The organism is Streptomyces sp. NPDC050560 (genome assembly GCF_044457285.1).
In the GTDB taxonomy this organism is placed as follows: Bacteria; Actinomycetota; Actinomycetes; order Streptomycetales; family Streptomycetaceae; genus Streptomyces.
On sequence record NZ_JBITGT010000002.1, the window covers coordinates 555540 to 576147 of the forward strand.

The following is a 20608-nucleotide window of genomic DNA, read 5'->3' on the forward strand; positions in this document are numbered from 1 at the left end:
ATGGACAACGAACAGAAGCTCCGTGACTACCTCAAGCGGGCCTCTGCCGATCTGCGACGGACCAAGCAGCACCTCGGGGAGCTGGAGGCGGCGCAGCGGGAGCCCATCGCGATCATCGGCATGAGCTGCCGTTACCCGGGCGGGGTGAGCAGCCCCGAGGACCTGTGGGACATGGTGGTCGAGGGTCGGCACGGCGTCACCGGATTCCCCGGGGACCGCGGCTGGGCGCTGGCGCAGGAGGCCACCGAGGCCACGAGCGCGGGCGGCTTCCTGGCGGACGCGGCCGAGTTCGACGCCGACTTCTTCGGGATCTCGCCCCGCGAGGCGCTGGCGATGGAGCCCCAGCAGCGGGTGCTCCTTGAGGCGTCCTGGGAGGCGTTCGAGCGCGCCGGGGTGGACCCGCACTCGGTCAAGGGCAGCAGGACCGGCATGTTCATCGGGTCGATGGGGCACCAGTACGCCCTCGGGCCCGACGACGACGTGGCGGGGTTCCAGCTCACCGGCGGCGCCAACAGCGTGCTGTCCGGGCGGCTCGCCTTCCTCTTCGGCACCTACGGGCCCGCCGTCACCGTCGACACCGCCTGCTCGTCGTCGCTCGTCACCCTGCATCTGGCCGCCCAGTCGCTGCGCTCAGGCGAGTGCTCGCTCGCGCTGTCGGGCGGCATCACCGTGATGTCGAGCCCGGTGACGTTCTCCGAGTTCGGGCGCCAGGGCGGGCTCGCCGAGGACGGCTTCTGCCGCTCCTTCTCGGACTCCGCCAACGGCACGGGGTGGGCCGAGGGCGTCGGTGTGCTCGTCCTCGAACGGCTCTGCGACGCGCGCCGCAACGGGCACCGGGTGCTCGCGGTGGTACGCGGCTCCGCCGTCAACCAGGACGGCGCAAGCAACGGCCTCACCGCGCCCAACGGCCCCTCCCAGCAGCGGGTGATCGAGCAGGCGCTGATCAACGCCCGGGTCTCCGCCGACCAGATCGACGCGGTGGAGGCGCACGGCACGGGCACCGCGCTCGGCGACCCCATCGAGGCGCAGGCGCTGCTGGCCACCTACGGCAAAAACCGCGAACGGCCGCTGCTGCTCGGCTCCGTGAAGTCCAACATCAGCCACACCCAGGCCGCCGCGGGCGTCGCCGGGGTCATCAAGACGGTCATGGCGATGCGGCACGGTGTGCTGCCGAGGACCCTGCACGTCGACACACCGTCGAGCCATGTGGACTGGTCGGCGGGGACCGTACAACTGCTGACCGAGAACCAGCCCTGGCCCGACACCGGGCGGCCGCGGCTCGCCGCCGTGTCCTCGTTCGGCATCAGCGGCACCAACGCGCACACCGTCATCGAGCAGGCACCCCCCGCCGACGGGGAGCCCGACGCCCCGGCGGCGGTCCAGGCGGGCCCCGTGCCCCTCGTGGTGTCCGCGCGCACCGCCGAGGCGCTGCGCGCCCAGGCCGGACGGCTGCTCGACGCCCTTCCCGCGGGGGACACCGCCGCCGACGCCCTGCGGGACACGGCGTACGCGCTGGCCACCGGGCGTGCCGCGCTCGACCACAGGGCCGCGCTGGTCACCGAGGACACGGGTGCGCTGCGCACCGCGCTCGCCGCGCTCGCCGCGGGCGAGCCCTCCGCCGCGCGCACCTCGGTGGCACGGGGCCGCCCCAAGCTGGCGGTGCTGTTCACCGGGCAGGGCGCGCAGCGCCTGGAGATGGGCCGCGCGCTGCACGCCAGGTTCCCGGTGTTCGCCCGCGCCCTCGACGAGAGCGCCGCCGCGTTCACCCCGCACCTGCCGCGCCCGCTGCTCGACGTGATGTGGGGCGAGGACGCCGCCGCACTCGAACGCACCGCGTACGCGCAGCCCGCGCTGTTCGCCGTCGAGGTCGCCCTGTACCGGCTCGTGGAGTCGCTGGGGGTGCGCCCCGACTTCCTCGCCGGGCACTCCGTGGGCGAACTCGCCGCCGCGCACGTCGCCGGGGTGTTCTCGCTCGCGGACGCGGCCACCCTGGTCGCGGCACGCGGGCGGCTCATGCAGGCGCTGCCCTCCGGCGGCGCCATGGTCGCCCTTGAGGCGGCAGAGGACGAAGTGGCGCCGCTGTTGACCGAGGGGGTGGCGCTCGCCGCGGTCAACGGGCCCACCGCCACGGTGGTGTCGGGGGAGCGCGCCGCGGTGGACGCCGTCGCCGCGCACTTCGCCGCGCTCGGCCGCAGGACCCGGCGGCTGCGGGTGAGCCACGCCTTCCACTCCCCGCTGATGGACCCGATGCTTGCGGAGTTCCGGGCGGTCGCCGCCGGACTCACCCGCACCGCGCCGCTGATCCCGCTGGTGTCGAACGTCGACGGCGCCCAGGCCGCCGTGGAGCGTGTCACCTCGCCCGACTACTGGGTGGAGCACGTACGCCGCGAGGTCCGCTTCGCTGACGGGGTGCGCCTGCTGCACGAGCACGGGGTCACCGCCTACCTGGAACTCGGCCCCGACGCGGTGCTCTCCGCGATGGTCGCCGACTGCCTTCCGGAGGGCGCGCAACCCGTCGTCATCGCCGCCGGCCACGCCAAGCGCCCCGAGGCCGCCGCCTTCGCCGAGGCCGTCGCCGGCCTCTACCTGGGCGCGGTCCCGGTCGACTGGCCCGCGTACTTCGCCGGTACCGGCGCCCGTACCGACTCCGCCGTCGAACTGCCCACCTACGCCTTCCAGCACCGCAGGTACTGGCCGCGCGGCGGGCACACCGCCACCGACCCGGCCGCCGCGGGCCTCGGCGCCGCACACCACCCGCTGCTGGCGGCCGCGGTGTCGCTCGCCGGGGCCGACGGGGTGCTGCTGACCGGGCGCCTCTCGCTGCGCACCCACCCCTGGCTCGCCGACCACCGGGTCGGCGGGCAACTGCTGCTGCCCGGCACCGCGTTCCTCGAACTCGCGGTGCGCGCGGGCGACGAGGTCGGCTGCGACCGCGTCGAGGACCTGACGCTCGCCGCACCGCTCGTCCTGCCCGAGCAGGGCGGTGTGCAGGTACAACTGTGGATCGGCGCAGCCGACGAGGGCGGGCGCCGCCCCGTCACCGTCTACTCGCGCCTGGACGCCGCCGACGACCTGCCGTGGACCCCGCACGCCACGGGGCTGCTCGCGGCGGGCGGCCGTGCGCTGCCGTTCGACACCGACGAGTGGCCCCCGGCGGGGGAGCCCGTGGACCTCACGGGGCTCTACGAGCGGCTGGCCGCCGACGGCTTCGGATACGGGCCCGCCTTCCGCGGCCTGACCTCGGCACGGCGGCACGGCGGCGAGGTGTTCGCCGAGGTCGCCCTGCCGGACGGGGTGGAGCCCGACACCTTCGGGGTGCACCCGGCGCTGCTCGACGCGGTGCTGCACGCCCTCGCGTTCGCGGAGCTGCCCGGTGCCGGGCGCGGCGCGCTGCCGTTCGCCTGGGAGGGCGTGACGCTGCACGCCACCGGCGCCACGGCGGTACGGGTGCGGATCTCGCCGCTCGGCGACGACACCGTGTCGCTCGCCGTCGCCGACGAGTCGGGCGCGCCCGTCGCCTCCGTCGAGTCGCTGACGGTGCGCCCCGCCGGGCCGGACGCGCCCGCGGCCGACGCCGCCGCCGGTGCCCTGTTCGGCGTCGACTGGGTGCCCCTCGACGGCAGTTGGCCCATGCCCGCCGCCGACGACCTCGCGGTGCTCGGCGCCGGGGACCTCGCCGCCGCGCTCGGCGCCACCGCCGTCGCACGGCCCGCCGACCTCACCGCGGGGGACGGCGCCGGGCCGCCCCGGCTCGTCCTGGTGGACACCGCCGCGCTCCCCGCGCCGGGCGACGACCCCGCGGCGCGCGCCCACGCGCTCACCGCCGCCGCCCTCGACCTGGTCCAGCAGTGGCTGGCGGAGCCCCGCCTCGGCGGCAGCAGGCTCGCCTTCGTCACCCGCGGCGCCACCGGCCCCGCCACCGCCGAGGGGCTGCCAGGCGCCGCGGTGTGGGGCCTGGTGCGCTCCGCCGCAGCGGAGAACCCCGGCGCGTTCGCGCTGCTCGACCTCGACCCGGGCACCGGTGACGGCGCCGACGCCCGCGCCGCCGGGATCGCCGCCGTCCTGCCCGCCCTGTACGGCGCGGACGAACCGGAACTCGCGCTGCGCGCCGGAAGGCCCGCCGCGCCCAGGCTCGCCCGGGTGCCCCTCGGGGACCGGCCGCAGCGGTGGCCGGGCGACGGGCTCGTCCTCGTCACCGGGGGCACCGGCGGGCTCGGCGGCATCGTCGCAAGACACCTCGCCGCCGCGCACGGGGTGCGCGGGCTGCTGCTGGTCAGCAGGCGGGGACCCGAGGCGCCGGGCGCCGCGGAACTCGTCGCGGAACTCGCCGGACTCGGCGCCGACGCGCGCGCGGTGGCCTGCGACGTCACCGACGCCGACCAGCTCGCCGCGCTCCTCGACGCGCACCATGTCACCGCCGTCGTGCACACCGCGGGCGTCCTCGACGACGGCGTCGTCACCTCGCTCACCCCACAGCGCCTCGACACGGTGCTGGCGGCGAAGGCGGACGCCGCCTGGCGGCTGCACGAGCTGACCAGGGACCGCGACCTCGACGCGTTCGTCCTCTTCTCCTCGCTGGCCGGAACCCTCGGCAGCGCGGGGCAGGCCAACTACGCGGCGGGCAACGCCTTCCTCGACGCGCTCGCCGCCCACCGGGCCGCCGAGGGCCTGCCCGCCGCCTCCCTCGCCTGGGGCGCCTGGTCCAGGGCCGCAGGGATGACCGGCACCCTCGGGGACGCCGACGTGGAGCGGCTGCGCCGCGCGGGGCTGCCCCCGGTGGGCCCCGAGGAGGGCACCGCCCTCTTCGACGCCGCCCTCGCCACCGGCCGCGCCGCCCTGCTCCCGGTGCCGCTCGACCTGGCCGCGCTGCGCGCCAGGGGCGCCGTACCGCCGCTGCTGCGCGGCCTGGTCAGGACCCCGGCGCGGCGCGCCGCGGCCCGCTCGGGCACCGGTAACGGGCTGGTGGACCGGCTGGCCAGGATGCCGGACCCTGGGCGCAGACAGACCCTCCTCGACCTGGTGCGGGCGCAGGTGGCCGCGGTGCTCGGGCACGACGAGGCCGCCGTCGAGGCGGACCGCCCGTTCCGCGACCTCGGCTTCGACTCCATGACCTCGGTGGAGCTGCGCAACCGGCTCGGCGCCGTCACCGGGCTCAGGCTGCCCGCCACCACCGTCTTCGACTACCCGGCCGTCACCCCGCTCGCCGACTACCTCTACGACGAACTCTTCGGCACCGCCGAGGCCGCCCCGGTGGCGGCCGCCGCCGTCGCGTCCGACGACGACCCGATCGTCATCGTGGGCATGGCCTGCCGCTACCCCGGCGGCGTCGCGGGCCCCGACGACCTGTGGCGGCTGGTCAGCCAGGGCACCGACATGGTCACCGGGTTCCCCGCGGACCGCGGCTGGGACGTCGACGCGCTCTACCACCCCGACCCGGACCACCAGGGCACCTCGTACGCGCGCTCCGGCGGGTTCCTCAGGGACGCCGCCGACTTCGACCCGCAGTTCTTCGGGATGAGCCCACGCGAGGCGCTGGCCACCGACGCCCAGCAGCGGCTGCTGCTCGAAGTGGCGTGGGAGGCGTTCGAGCGCGCCGGGATCGACCCGGTGGCGCAGCGCGGCAGCCGTACCGGTGTGTTCGCCGGTGTCATGTACAACGACTACAGCACGCTCCTCGGCGGCAAGGACTTCGAGGGCATCCAGGGCAGCGGCACCTCCATGAGCATCGCCTCCGGCCGGGTCGCGTACGCGCTCGGGCTCGAAGGCCCCGCGGTCACCATCGACACCGCCTGCTCCTCCTCCCTGGTGGCGCTGCACTGGGCGATGCAGGCGCTGCGCGCGGGCGAGTGCTCCCTCGCGCTCGCGGGCGGTGTGACGGTGATGTCCACCCCGATGGCGTTCGTGGAGTTCTCCCGCCAGCGCGGGCTCTCCCCCGACGGCCGCTGCCGCTCGTTCGCCGAGTCGGCCGACGGCGTCGGCTGGGGCGAGGGCGCCGGTATGCTGCTGCTGGAGCGGCAGTCGGACGCGCTCCGGGGCGGCCACCCGATCCTCGCGGTGGTACGCGGCTCCGCCGTCAACTCCGACGGCGCCTCCAACGGCCTGACCGCGCCCAACGGCCCTTCCCAGCAGCGTGTCATCCGGCAGGCGCTGGCCGCCGCCCGGCTCGGCGCCGCCGACGTGGACGTGGTCGAGGGACACGGCACCGGCACCACCCTCGGCGACCCCATCGAGGCGCAGGCGCTGCTGGCCACCTACGGGCAGGACCGTGAACGGCCGCTGCTGCTCGGCTCGGTGAAGTCCAACATCGGGCACACCCAGGCCGCCGCGGGTGTCGCGGGCATCATCAAGATGGTGATGGCGATGCGGCACGGCGTCGTGCCGAGGACGCTGCACGTCGACGAGCCGTCGACGCACGTCGACTGGTCGGCAGGGGCCGTCGAACTCGTCGCGGACAACACCGCGTGGCCCGCCGTCGACCGCCCGCGCCGCGCCGCGGTCTCCTCGTTCGGGCTCAGCGGCACCAACGCCCATGTCATCGTGGAGCAGCCCGCCGGCATCGTCGTGCCCGACCCGGCGGAGCCTGACATCGTGCCCGACGTGGTGCCGTGGGTGGTGTCCGCGAAGTCGGATGCCGCCCTCGACGGGCAGCTCGCGCGGCTGCGGGACGCCGCGCGCGACCTGTCGCCCGTCGACGTCGGCTGGTCCCTGCTCGACCGCTCGCTCTTCCCGCACCGCGCGGTGCTGCTCGCGTCCGCGGACGGTGTGGTCGAGGTGGCGCGCGGGGAGGCCGTGGGGCGTCGTCGCCTGGGGGTGGTGTTCTCCGGGCAGGGGTCCCAACGGCTGGGTATGGGGCGGGAGTTGTACGGCCGTTACCCGGTGTTCGCGGCGGCGTTCGACGAGGTGCTGCGCTACTTCGGCGGGCTGCGTGACGTGGTGTGGGGCGACGATGCCGAGGTGCTGAACCGCACGGGGTGGGCGCAGCCCGCGCTGTTCGCGGTGGAGGTGGCGCTGTTCCGGCTCGCGGAGTCGGTCGGGGTGCGGCCCGAGTACGTCGGCGGGCACTCCATCGGCGAGGTGACCGCGGCGCACGTCGCCGGGGTGCTGTCCCTCGCGGACGCGTGTGCGCTGGTGTCGGCCAGGGCCAGGCTGATGGAGGCGCTGCCGGGGGGCGGTGCGATGGTCGCGGTGGAGGCGACCGAGGCCGAGGTGCTGCCGCTGCTGTCCGACGGTGTGTCGGTCGCCGCGGTCAACGGGCCCGCGTCCGTGGTGGTGTCGGGCGAGGCAGGGGCCGTGGAGTCGGTCACGGACAAGCTGCGCGCCCAGGGCCGCAGGACCAGCCGCCTGCGGGTGTCGCACGCGTTCCACTCGCCGCTGATGGACCCCATGCTCGACGACTTCCGCGCCGCCGTCGCGGGCCTCCAGTTCCACGAGCCCCGCCTTCCGCTGCTGTCCAACCTGACGGGACACGTGGCGGAACCGGGGCTCGTGGCCGAACCCGGCTACTGGGTGCGGCACGTCCGCGAGGCGGTGCGGTTCGCCGACGGTCTTGCCGCGCTGCGGGACGCCGGTGTCGACACCGTTCTCGAACTCGGTCCCGGCGGGGTGCTCGCCGCGCTCGCCGCCGCGTGCGTGCCCGAGGCCACCGCCGTCGCCGCGCTCCGCAAGGACCGCGGCGAGGCCGCCGCATGGCCCGCCGCCCTCGCCCGGCTGCACGTGGCCGGTGTGCCGGTGGACTGGCGCGCCCAGTTCGCCGGTACGGCGCCGCGCCGCGTCGAACTGCCCACGTACGCCTTCCAGCACGACCGCTACTGGCCGAAGCGCTCCAGGACGGGCGCGGGGACCGGCGGCGGCGACCCGGTGGACGCCGCGTTCTGGGCCGCCGTCGAGCAGAGCGACCTCGACACCCTCGCGGCCGGGCTCGACCTCGACCAGGACACGGTCGCCGCGATGGTGCCCGCGCTCACCGCATGGCGCGGCAGGCGCAGGGAGCGCTCCGCGGCCGACGCGCTGCGCTACCGGGAGGGCTGGACCGCGCTCGACCAGTCGGGCAGCGGCCTCACAGGGCGCTGGCTCGCCGTGCTGCCCGCCGACGGCGGCGGCGCCTGGGCACAGACGGTGCTCGCCGCGCTGGCCGCGGGCGGCGCGGAGCCCGTACCGCTGCCGGTGGACGCGGCGGTGGCAGCCGACCGCACCGCGCTCGCCTCGCTGCTGCGGGCGTATGCCGACGATGCCGATGACGCCGCCGCCGACGCCGCGCACCCGGCCGACGCGGCCGGTGGCGCCGGGCCGGTCGCGGGTGTGGTCTCGCTGCTCGCGCTCGCCGACACCGGGGCGGACGACGTACATGGCGCGGATGGCATGGACGACGCGGACGGCGAAGACGGCGCGGGCGGCGTGCCCGCCGGGGTCCTCGGGAACGCCGGGCTGCTCCAGGCGCTCGCGGACGCCGGGATCGACGCCCCGCTGTGGCTGCTCACCCGGGAGGCGGTCGCCGCCACCGAGGGCGAGACACCGCGGCCCGCGCAGGCGGCGGTGTGGGGCCTCGGGCGGGTGGCGGCGCTGGAGTCGCCGCGCGCCTTCGGCGGCCTCGTCGACCTGCCCGCCGAACTCACCGAGCGGCACGGGGCGTTGCTGGTCGCCGCGCTCGGCAGCGCCGACGGCGAGGACCAGGTCGCGGTCAGGGACGGCGGCAGCCACGGCCGCAGGCTGACCACCGCGGGCACCTCCGTGGCGGCGCTCGACACGGGCACCCCCTGGGCGCCCACCGGCACCGTGCTCGTCACCGGCGGCACCGGCGCGCTCGGCGCCCGGGTGGCGCGCGACCTCGCCCGACGCGGCGCCCCGCACCTGCTGTTGGTCAGCAGGCGCGGCCAGGAGGCGCCAGGCGCCGCCGAGTTGGCCGCCGACCTGACCGCGGCGGGCACCGAGGTCACCGTCGCCGCCGCCGACGCGGCCGACCGCGACGCGATGCGGCGGCTGCTCGCGGGGCTGCCGGACGACCGGCCGCTGACCGCGGTGGTGCACACCGCGGGCGTGGTCGACGACGGCATGCTCTCCGGGCTCACCCCGGAGCGCTTCGCGGGCGTGTTCCGCGCCAAGGTGGCGTCCGCGCTGGTCCTCGACGAGCTGACCAGGGACGCCGGCCTCGATGTGTTCGCGCTGTTCTCCTCGGTGGCGGGCACCGTGGGCAGCCCGGGGCAGGCCAACTACGCGGCGGCCAACGCCATGCTCGACGCGCTCGCCGCCCGCCGCGCCGCCGCCGGGCTCGCCGCCACCTCCATCGCCTGGGGCGCGTGGGCGGGCGACGGCATGGCGGCGGACGCCGCGGCGGGGGAGCGCGGCGAACGCACCGGCATGGCCCCCATGGACCCGGCGCTCGCGCTGTCGGTGTTCGGCCGGGTCGTCACCGAGCCCGCCGCCACCGCGGTGGTCGCCGACATCAGGCTCGAACGGTGGCTCGCCGCCATGGTGGCCGTACGGCCCAGCCGGGTCTGGGCGGAACTGCCGGGCGCCGCCGACCTCCTGGACGCGGCCCGCGCCGCCGCCCTGTCCGGTGCCGCGCCCGGCGCGGAACTGCGGGCGCGGCTGCGCGAGGCGCCGCAGGCGCGCCGCACCGCGCTCGTCCTCGAACTCGTACGCGCGCACGCGGCGGGGGTGCTCGGCTACCCGGGCGCGGGCTCGATCGGCGCCGAGAAGGCGTTCAGGGACCTCGGCTTCGACTCCCTCACCGCGGTCGAACTGCGCAATCTGCTGGGCGAACTGACGGGCCTTCAGCTTCCGGCGGCGCTGGTCTTCGACTTCCCCACGCCCCGGGTGCTCGCCGAGCACCTGGTGACGCTGCTGCTCGGCGAGGAGGCCGAGGCCGCCGCGGTGCGCGCACACGGCGGCGGCGTGGGCGAACCGCTGGCGATCGTCGGCATGGCCTGCCGCTTCCCCGGCGACGTCCGCACCCCCGACGACTTCTGGCGGCTGCTGCTCGACGGCGGCGACGGCATCGGCAGCTTCCCCACCGACCGCGGCTGGGACCTCGACGCGCTGCTCGGCGACGGGCAGGCGCACGTCGACACCAGCCAGGGCGGCTTCCTCGCGGACGCCGGGGGCTTCGACGCGTCGTTCTTCGGGATCTCGCCCCGCGAGGCCCTGGTGATGGACCCGCAGCAGCGGCTGCTGCTCGAAGTGTCCTGGGAGGCGCTGGAGCGCGCGGGCATCACCCCCGCGTCGCTGCGCGGCAGCCAGTCCGGTGTCTTCATGGGCACCAACGGGCAGGACTACGCGAACCTGGTGCACTCCGCGCAGGAGGACGTCGGCGGGCACGCCGCCACCGGGATCTCCGCGAGCGTGCTGTCCGGGCGGCTCTCGTACACCCTGGGCCTCGAAGGGCCCGCGATGACCGTCGACACCGCGTGCTCGTCGTCGCTGGTCGCGCTGCACCTGGCCGGGCAGGCGCTCGGGCAGGGCGAGTGCGACCTCGCGCTCGTCGGCGGTGTCACCCTGATGGCGACCCCGGACAGCTTCGTCGAGTTCACCCGCCAGGGCGGCATGGCCACCGACGGCCGCTGCAAGGCGTTCGCGGAGGCCGCGGACGGCACCAACTGGGGCGAGGGCGTGGGCGTCCTTGTGGTGCGCAGGCTCTCCGACGCGCGCCGCGACGGCGACGACGTGCTCGCGGTGGTACGGGGCTCCGCGGTCAACCAGGACGGCGCCTCCAACGGCCTGACCGCGCCCAACGGTCCTTCCCAGCAGCGCGTCATCAGGCAGGCGCTCGCCAACGCGGGCCTCGCGCCCGCCGAGGTGGACGCGGTGGAGGCGCACGGCACCGGTACCACGCTGGGTGATCCGATCGAGGCGCAGGCGTTGCTGGCCACGTACGGGCAGGAGCGTGAACGGCCGCTGCTGCTGGGCTCGGTGAAGTCCAACATCGGGCACACCCAGGCCGCCGCGGGCGTCGCCGGGGTCATCAAGATGGCGCTGGCGCTGCGGCACGGGATGCTGCCCAGCACGCTGCACGTGGACGCGCCGTCGTCGCACGTCGACTGGACCGCGGGCGCGGTGGAACTGCTCACCCGCAACGAGGCGTGGCCCGGGACCGGCCGCCCGCGCCGCGCGGGCGTGTCCTCGTTCGGCGTCAGCGGCACCAACGCGCACGTCGTCATGGAGGCGGGCGATGTACTCGCGGACCCGGCCGCGGACACCGGGGAGCCACCGGCCGCCGACATCTCCGAGGAGCCCGAGGAGACCGGGCCCCGGGCGGTCCTGGACACCGCGGTGGTGCCGTGGGTGCTCGGCGGGCGCGGCGAGGCCGCCGTACGGGACAACGCCGGGCGACTGCTCGCACACCTCGACGCGTCGGCGGCGCCCACCGCATCCACCGCATCCACCGAGCCCACCGCACCGGCCGCCACGGCCGGTCAGGTGCCCGGCGCGGCGGACATCGGCCTCTCCCTCGTGCGGGACCGCGAGCGGTTCGAGCAGCGTGCCGTGGTACTCGGCGCGGGCGCCGACGCGCGCGCCGCCGCGCTGCGGGCGCTCGCCGAGGGCGCCGCCTCGCGCGATGTCGTCAGCGGCACCGCGGACGTGGACGGCAGGACCGTGTTCGTGTTCCCCGGACAGGGCTCGCAGTGGGCCGGGATGGGCGCGCGGCTGCTCGCCGAGTCCCCGGTGTTCGCGGAGCGGATCGCCGAGTGCGCCGCCGCGCTCAGCGAGTACACCGACTGGTCGCTGACCGAGGTGCTGCGCGGCGAGGCACCGCCCGAGGTGCAGGACCGGGTCGACGTGGTGCAGCCCGCGTCCTTCGCGGTGATGGTGGCGCTCGCAGAACTGTGGCGGGCGCACGGCGTCGAGCCCGACGCCGTCGTCGGGCACTCCCAGGGCGAGATCGCCGCCGCCTGTGTCTCCGGCGCCCTCTCGCTCGCCGACGCCGCCCGCGTGGTGGCGCTGCGCAGCCGCGCCATCGGCGCGGAACTCGCCGGGCGCGGCGGCATGGTGTCCGTCGGCATGCCCGCCGACGAGCTGACCGCGCTGCTCGCCGACTGGGGCGGGCGGCTGTCGCTCGCCGCCGTCAACGGCCCGCGCTCCGCCGTGGTCTCCGGCGACCCCGAGGCCCTGGAGGAGATGTCCGCGCGCGCCGCCGCGACCGGCGCCAGGGTCCGCACCATCGCCGTGGACTACGCCTCGCACTCGGCACACGTCGAGTCGCTGTACGACATCCTGCTGCGCGAGCTGGCGCCGGTCACACCGCGCCGCCCCCGGGTGCCGTTCTACTCGACCGTCGTCGGCGACTGGATCGCCGAGCCCGCGCTCGACGCCGACTACTGGTACCGCAACCTGCGCGGCACCGTCGGCTTCCACCAGGCCGTCGAGGCGCTGGCCGCCTCGGGGCACCGGGCGTTCATCGAGGTCAGCTCGCACCCCGTGGTCACCATGGCGATCGCGGACACCCTGGAGGAGACCGGCGAGCCCGCCCTCGCCACCGGCACCCTGCGCCGCGACGACGGCGGCATGGACCGGTTCGCGGGATCGCTCGCCGAGGCGTACACCCGGGGCCTGCCGGTGGACTGGACCGGCTTCTTCCCCGGCGCGCGCCGGGTCCCGCTGCCCACGTACGCCTTCCAGCACGAGCGGTACTGGCTCACCCCGGCCGCCCCGGTCAGTGCGGGGAGCGCCGAGGACGCGCAGTTCTGGGACGCGGTCGAGCGTGCCGACCTGGCGGCGCTCACCAGCAGCCTGCACGTCGACTCCGCGTCGCTCGCCGCGGTGCTGCCCGCGCTGACGTCCTGGCGCAGGGAGCGCGCGCAGCGCTCGCGCGTCGACTCCTGGCGCTACCGGGTGGCGTGGCGGCCGCTCGCCCACCTGCCCGCCGGGGTCCTCACCGGGGACTGGCTGGTCATCACCGCCGCCGCGCCGGGCGACACGGGCCGGGACGTGCTGGACGCGCTGACCCGCGCGGGCGCCACGGTGCGCACCCTCACCCTGGACGAGTCCCACGTCGAGCCGGACGAACTCGCCCGCGCGCTCGGCGACGCGCTCGCCGCCGGGGACGACGGCGCCGCGCCCACCGGGATCGTGTCGCTCCTCGCGTTCGCCGAGGACCACTCGGAGCGCTTCCCCGCGCTGCCGCTCGGCCTCGCGCTGAGCCTGCGGCTGGTGGCCGCGCTCGGCGCCCTGGAGACCGCCGCGCCGCTCTGGTTCCTCACCAGGGGCGCCGTCGCCACAGGACCCGCCGACCGGGCGCTGCGGCCCGCGCAGGCCCAGACCATGGGCGTCGCGTGGACGGCCGCGCTGGAACACCCGTCGCTCATCGGCGGCACCGTGGACCTGCCCGGGGAACTCGACGGGCGGGCCGGGGGACGGCTCGCCGCCGTGCTCACCGGCGGCGCGGGCGAGGACCAGGTGGCGGTGCGCCCCGCGGGCGTCCTCACCCGCCGCGTCGTACGGGCACGCCCGGGCGAGGGCGGCCAGGGCACCCCCTGGCGGCCCCGCGGCACCACCCTCGTCACCGGCGGCACCGGCACCATCGGGCCCGACCTGGCGCGCTGGCTCGCCGAGGCGGGCGCCGAGGACATCGTCCTCACCAGCAGGACGGGCCACGACGCGCCCGGCATGGCCGAACTCGTCGCGGAACTCGACGCGCTCGGCGCCCGCGCCGAGGTGGTCCGCTGCGACGTCGCCGACCGTGCGGCGCTGCGCGCGCTCCTCGAAGAACTCGGCGGCCAGGGCCGTACCGTGCGGGGCGTGGTGCACGCCGCCGCGGTGATCCGCCTCGGCCGCCTCGACACCATGTCACTCGAAGAGTTCTCGCTGGTGGCGCACGCCAAGGTGGCGGGCGCCCGCAACCTCGACGAACTCCTCGGCGACGACCTCGACGTCTTCGTCATGTACTCCTCCATCGCCGGTATGTGGGGCAGCGGCGACCATGGCGCCTACGTGTCGGCGAACGCCGCGCTCGCGACGCTCGCCGCGGCCCGCCGCGCCCGCGGCGCGCACGCCCTGTCGCTGCACTGGGGCAAGTGGCCCGACGACGTCCGCATCGGCGACCGCGACCCGTTCGGCGTGCTGCGCAGCGGCCTCGTCTACCTGGAGTCCGGCCTCGCGATGAGCGCGCTCGGGCAGGCGCTCGCCGACGACGAGACCGCGCTCGCGGTGTCCGACATGGACTGGCAGCGCTACTACCCGGTGTTCAGCGCCGCCCGCGGGACCACCCTCTTCGACGAGGTGCCCGAGGTGGCGCGGCTGCGGGAGGCGGCGCCCGACGAGCAGGGCGGCGGCAGCGGCCTGGGCGCGCAGCTCCGCGCGCTGCCGCCCGCGGAGCGCCGCCGCACCCTCCTTGACCTGGTGCGCACCGAGGCGGCGGCCGTGCTCGGCCACTCCTCGGCCGAGGCGCTGCCGGAGCGGCGGGCGTTCCGCGACGTCGGCTTCGACTCCGTCACCGCGGTCGACCTGCGCAACAGGCTCGCCCGCGGCACCGGGCTCAAGCTGCCCGCCACCCTGGTCTTCGACCATCCGACGCCGGTCGCGCTCGCCGCGTTCATCGCCGGTGAACTCGGCACGGGGGAGCCGGGGGACACCACCGCCGCGGTGGCGGCGCCGCCCGCGTCCGCCACCGCCGCCACCGACGACGACCTCGTCGCGATCGTCGGCATGGCCTGCCGCTTCCCCGGCGGCGTGGGCTCGCCCGAGGACCTGTGGCGGCTCGTGCTCGGCGGCACCGACGCCACCTCCGAGTTCCCCGCCGACCGCGGCTGGGACATCGCCGCCGCCTACGACCCCGACCCGGACGCGCCCGACACCACCTATGTGATGCGCGGCGGATTCGTCGCGGGCGCCGCCGACTTCGACGCCGGTTTCTTCGGGATCTCGCCGCGCGAGGCGGTGGCCATGGACCCGCAGCAGCGGCTGCTGCTGGAGACCGCGTGGGAGGCCGTCGAGCGGGCCGGGGTCGACCCCGAGTCGCTGCGCGGCAGCAGGACGGGCACGTTCGTCGGCGCCAGCTACCAGGGCTACGGCGCCGACGGTTCGGCGGACGGCGCGGGCGCCTACCTGATGACGGGGTCGTCCTCCAGCGTGCTGTCGGGCCGGGTCAACTACCTCCTCGGGCTCGAAGGGCCCGCCGTCACCCTGGACACCGCCTGCTCCTCCTCGCTGGTGGCGCTGCACCTGGCGTGCCAGTCGGTGCGCTCGGGCGAGAGCAGCCTCGCGCTCGCCGGTGGTGTCGCCGTGATGAGTTCGCTGACCAGCTTCATCGGCTTCAGCCGCCAGCGCGGACTGTCCCCCGACGGCCGCTCGCGCGCGTTCGCGGAGGCGGCCGACGGCATGACCCTCTCCGAGGGCGCCGGTGTCGTACTGGTGGAGCGCCTTTCCGACGCGCGCCGGGCCGGGCACCCGGTGCTCGCGGTGGTACGCGGCAGCGCCATGAACCAGGACGGCGCCTCCAACGGCCTCACCGCGCCCAACGGCCCTTCCCAGCAGCGCGTCATCCGCGCCGCACTGGCCACCGCTGGGCTCGCCGCTGCCGACGTCGACGCCGTCGAGGCGCACGGCACCGCGACCCCGCTCGGCGACCCCATCGAGGCGCAGGCGCTGCTCGCCACCTACGGGCAGGACCGTGAACGGCCGCTGCTGCTGGGCTCGGTGAAGTCCAACATCGGGCACACCCAGGCCGCCGCGGGCGTCGCCGGGATCATCAAGATGGTGCAGGCGCTGCGGCACGGCGTGCTGCCCGCGACCCTGCACGTGGACCGGCCCACCACCCACGTCGACTGGACCGCGGGCAGCGTCGAACTGCTCACCGCGCGGCAGGACTGGCCCGACGCCGCCCGCCCGCGCCGCGGCGGTGTCTCGTCCTTCGGGATCAGCGGCACCAACGCCCATGTCATCCTCGAACAGGCCCCCGCAGAACAGGCCCCCGTACCCGAGGAGCCGGCGGACGGCCGGGCGGGCGCCGCGGGCACGCCCGTCGGCGCGGTGCCGGTGCTGCTGTCCGCGCGCGGCGAGGAGGCGCTGCGGGCCGCCGCCGCCGGGCTGCTCGACCTGCTGGCGGAGCCGGAGGCCGCGTCCCTCGCGCTGGTCGACGTCGCGCGCGCCGCCGCGCTCGGCAGGGCCGGGCTCGAACAGCGCGCCGCCGTCGTCGCCGAGGACACCGAGGACCTGCGCCGCGGCCTCGCCGCGCTGCGCGAAGGGGAGCCCGCCGCGGGCCTCGTACGGGGCCCAGGACATGCCGACGGCGGCACGCCGCTGGCGTTCCTCTTCACCGGGCAGGGCAGCCAGTACGCCGGGATGGGCCGGGAGCTGTACGGTCGCTTCCCGGTGTTCGCGGACGCCTTCGACGCGGTGGCGGCCCACCTCGACGTGCACCTCGAACGGCCGCTCGCGGAGCTGGTGTTCGCGGAGCCCGGCAGCGACGAGGCCGCGCTGCTCGACGAGACCGGCTACACCCAGCCCGCGCTGTTCGCCGTCGAGGTCGCCCTGTACCGGCTCGTGGAGTCGCTCGGCGTGCGCCCCGACTACCTGGCGGGGCACTCCATCGGCGAACTCGCCGCCGCGCACGTGGCGGGGGTGCTCTCCCTCGCCGACGCCTGCACCCTGGTGGCCGCCCGCGGGCGGCTCATGCAAGAGCTGCCTTCCGGCGGCTCCATGGTCGCCGTTCAGGTGACAGAAAATGACGTCGTGCCGCTGCTGCGGGACGGTGTGTCCGTCGCCGCCGTCAACGGGCCCGAGTCCGTGGTGCTCTCCGGCGACGAGGACGCCGTGGCGGAGGTCGCCGCGCTGCTCGCCGCCGAGGGCAGGCGGGTGCGCAGGCTCCGCGTCAGCCACGCCTTCCACTCGGCGCACATGGACGCCATGCTCGACGAGTTCGCCAGGACCGCCGCCGCTCTCACCTACGGCGAACCCGCCATCCCCGTGGTGTCCTCCCTCACCGGGCTGCCCGCCACCGCCGCCGACCTCGGCTCCGCCCGCCACTGGACCGACCAGGTGCGCGGCGCGGTGCGCTTCGGCGCCGCGGTCGCCACCCTCGCAGGGCTCGGCGTGGACACCTTCCTCGAACTCGGCCCCGACGCGGTCCTGACCGGCATGGCGCGCGAGACCGTACCGGACGCGGTGCTGCTGCCCGCGCTGCGCGAGGGGCGCGGCGAGGGCGCCACCCTGGCCGCCGCCCTCGCCGGGCTGCATGTGCACGGCGGGGCCGTGGACTGGGCCGGGTACTTCGCCGGGACCGGCGCCCGCCCCGTCGACCTGCCCACCTATCCCTTCCAGCGGCAGCGCTACTGGCCCTCGCGCGGGCCGCTGCGGGCCGCGGGGCACCCGGTGGACGACGAGTTCTGGACCGCCGTCGAGCAGGCCGACCCGGCGCGGCTCGCCGGGGCGCTCGGGGTCGAAGGGGACGCGCTCGCCGGGGTGCTGCCCGCGCTCGCGGACTGGCGCCGCGGCCGCCTCGAAGAGTCCGTCGTGGACGGCTGGCGGCACCGCGTGAGCTGGCTGCCGCTGCCGGCGCCCCGCGCGCAGGCCCCCGCCGGCACCTGGCTGCTCCTCGTCCCGGCCGCGCCCGCCGCGGACGCCTGGGCGCGGGCGCTCACGGACGGGCTCGGCGCCGCCGTCCTGCCCGTGGAGGTCGCCGACGCCGACCGGGCCGCCGTCGCGGGGCGGCTGCGCGGCCTGGGCGCCGACACCGCGGGCATCACCGGAGTGGTGTCCCTGCTCGCGTTCGCCGAGGGCGCCGTCGCCGACGGCACGGTCCCCGCGGGCACGGCGCTCACCGTCGCCGCCGTACAGGCGCTCGGGGACGCCGGTATCGGCGCGCCGCTGTGGTGCCTGACCCGCGGCGCCGTCGCCGTGGGGCGCTTCGAGACGGTGACCGCGCCCGAGGCCGCCGCGGTATGGGGCCTCGGCCGGGTCGCCGCCCTGGAGACCCCGCAGCGCTGGGGCGGCCTCGCGGACGTGCCGGAACAGCCGGAACCCGCCGTGCTGCGCCGCCTGCTCGCGGCCCTCACCGCGGGCGACGGCGAGGACCAGATCGCGGTACGCGCCTCCGGCGTGTACGCGCGCCGCCTCACCCACGCGGGCGCCGCCGAGGGCGCCGCCGCCGGGCCTTTCGCCCCGCGCGGCACCGTCCTCGTCACCGGCGGCACCGGCGGCCTCGGCCGCCATGTCGCCCGCTGGCTCGCCGGGCTCGGCGCCCGCCACCTGCTGCTCACCAGCAGGCGCGGCATGGACGCGCCGGGCGCCGCGGAACTCGTCGCGGAGCTGGCCGAGTCCGGGACCGAGGCCACCGTCGCCGCCTGCGACGCCGCCGACCGCGACGCCATGGCGCGGCTGCTCGGCGCCCTCCCCGACGACCGGCCGCTCGGCGCCGTCTTCCACGTCGCGGGCGCCCTCGCCGACGGGGTGCTCGACACCCTCACCACCGACGACCTCGCCGCCGTACTGCGCCCGAAGGCGGACGCCGTACGGGTGCTGCACGAGCTGACCGCGGACCTTACGCTCGACGCCTTCGTGCTGTTCACCTCCACCGCGGGCGTCATCGGCGCCGCAGGACAGGGCAACTACGCCGCCGCCAACGCGTACCTCGACGCCTTCGCCGAGCACCGCCGCGGCCTCGGACTGCCCGCCACCGCCGTCGCCTGGGGCCCCTGGGCGCAGGACGGCATGGCCGAGGGCGCCGACATCGCGGTCCGTGTACGGCGCGGCGGCTTCACCCCCATGGCCACGGGGCGCGCGCTCGCCGCGCTCGGCAGGGCGCTGGAGCGCGGCGACACCGCGGTCACCGTCGCGGACGTCGACTGGGCCAGGTTCGCCGCCGTGTTCGGCGCGCTGCGCCCGCTGCCGCTGATCGGCGACCTGCCCGCCGTGCGCGCCGCCGCCGGGGCACAGGACGGGCCCGCCCGGGCCGCCGCGCCCACCGGCGGCGGCGCGGGCGGCCCGCTGCGTGAGGCGCTTGCCGGGCTGGCGCCCGCCGACCGCGAGCGCACCGTCCTCGACGTGGTGCGCGCCCAGGCCGCCGCCGTGCTCGGGCACGCCGACGCGTCGGGCGTGGACGCGGAACGCGCCTTCAAGGACCTCGGCTTCGACTCGCTGACCACCCTGGAGCTGCGCAACGCGCTCGGCGCCGCCACCGGCCTCGCACTGCCCTCCTCGCTCGTCTTCGACTACCCCAACGCGGGCGCGCTCGCCGCGTACCTCGTCGGCGAACTCACCGGTGTGCCCGCCGAACCCGCGCGCCCCGCCGTCACGGCCGCAGCCGACGTGTCCGACGACCCGATCGCGATCGTCGGCGTCGGCTGCCGCTTCCCCGGCGGCGTCACGTCGCCCGAGGACCTGTGGCGGCTGCTCGACGAGGGCGGCGACGGCGTCACCGGGTTCCCCACCGACCGCGGCTGGGACCTCGCCGCGCTCGCCGCGGGCGCCTCCGCCACCGCGCAGGGCGGCTTCCTCGACGGTGTCGCCGACTTCGACGCGGGCTTCTTCGGGATCTCCCCGCACGAGGCGCTGGCGATGGACCCGCAGCAGCGGCTGCTGCTGGAGACCGCCTGGGAGGCGCTGGAGCGCGCCGGGATCGACGCCACAGGGCTGCGCGGCAGCGCCACCGGCGTCTTCGTCGGCACCAACGGGCAGGACTACGCGTCCCTGGTGCGCACCGGCGCCCCCGAGGCTGCCGGGTACCTCGCCACCGGCACCCCGGCGAGCGTGATGTCGGGGCGGGTGTCGTACGCGCTCGGCCTCGAAGGGCCCTCCGTCACCGTGGACACCGCCTGCTCGTCGGCGCTGGTCGCCATGCACTGGGCCACCCGCGCGCTGCGCTCCGGCGAGTGCTCGCTCGCGCTCGCGGGCGGTGTCTCGGTGATGGCGAGCCCGGACGCGTTCATCGGGTTCTCCACCCAGGGCGGGCTCGCCGCCGACGGCCGCTGCAAGGCGTTCGCGGCCGCCGCCGACGGCACCGGCTGGGCGGAGGGCGCGGGCGTCCTCGTCCTGGAGCGGCTCTCCGACGCGCACCGCCAAGGGCACGAGGTGTGGGGCGTGCTGCGCGGCTCCGCCGTCAACTCCGACGGCGCCTCCAACGGCCTCACCGCCCCCAACGGCCCTTCCCAGCAGCGCGTCATCCGCGCCGCGCTCGCCGACGCGGGCCTCACGCCCGCCGACGTGGACGCGGTGGAGGCGCACGGCACCGGCACCACGCTCGGCGACCCCATCGAGGCGGGCAGCCTGCTCGCCACCTACGGGCAGGGCCGCGAGCGGCCGCTGCTGCTCGGCTCCGTCAAGTCGAACATCGGGCACACCCAGGCCGCGGCCGGTGTCGCCGGGGTCCTCAAGGTGGTGCTGGCGATGCGGCATGGCACCGTCCCCAGGACCCTGCACGTGGACGCGCCGAGCCCGCATGTCGACTGGGAGTCGGGCGCCGTCGAACTCGTCCGCGAGAACGTCGCGTGGCCCTCGGGCGCCGGGCCCCGCAGGGCCGGGGTGTCCGCGTTCGGCGTCAGCGGCACCAACGCGCACGTCGTCGTCGAGGAGGCCCCCGCGCCGCCCGCGGCGCCCCCGGCGGCGGAGCCCGCGGCCGTGCCCGCGGTGGTGCCGTGGCCGGTGTCGGCCCGCACCGCCGCGGCGCTCGCCGCGCAGGTCG

Annotated in this window: 1 protein-coding gene (running past one end of the window); it reads left to right on the forward strand. The window is 76.8% G+C overall.

What is annotated here, in order from left to right:
• Positions 1 to 20608, forward strand: the 5' portion of a protein-coding gene (locus ACIBIW_RS07180; protein WP_399332812.1) for a type I polyketide synthase. 8015 nt of this gene lie beyond the right edge of the window; the window shows 20608 of its 28623 coding nt (coding positions 1-20608); it begins with the start codon at positions 1 to 3; the stop codon falls past the right edge of the window.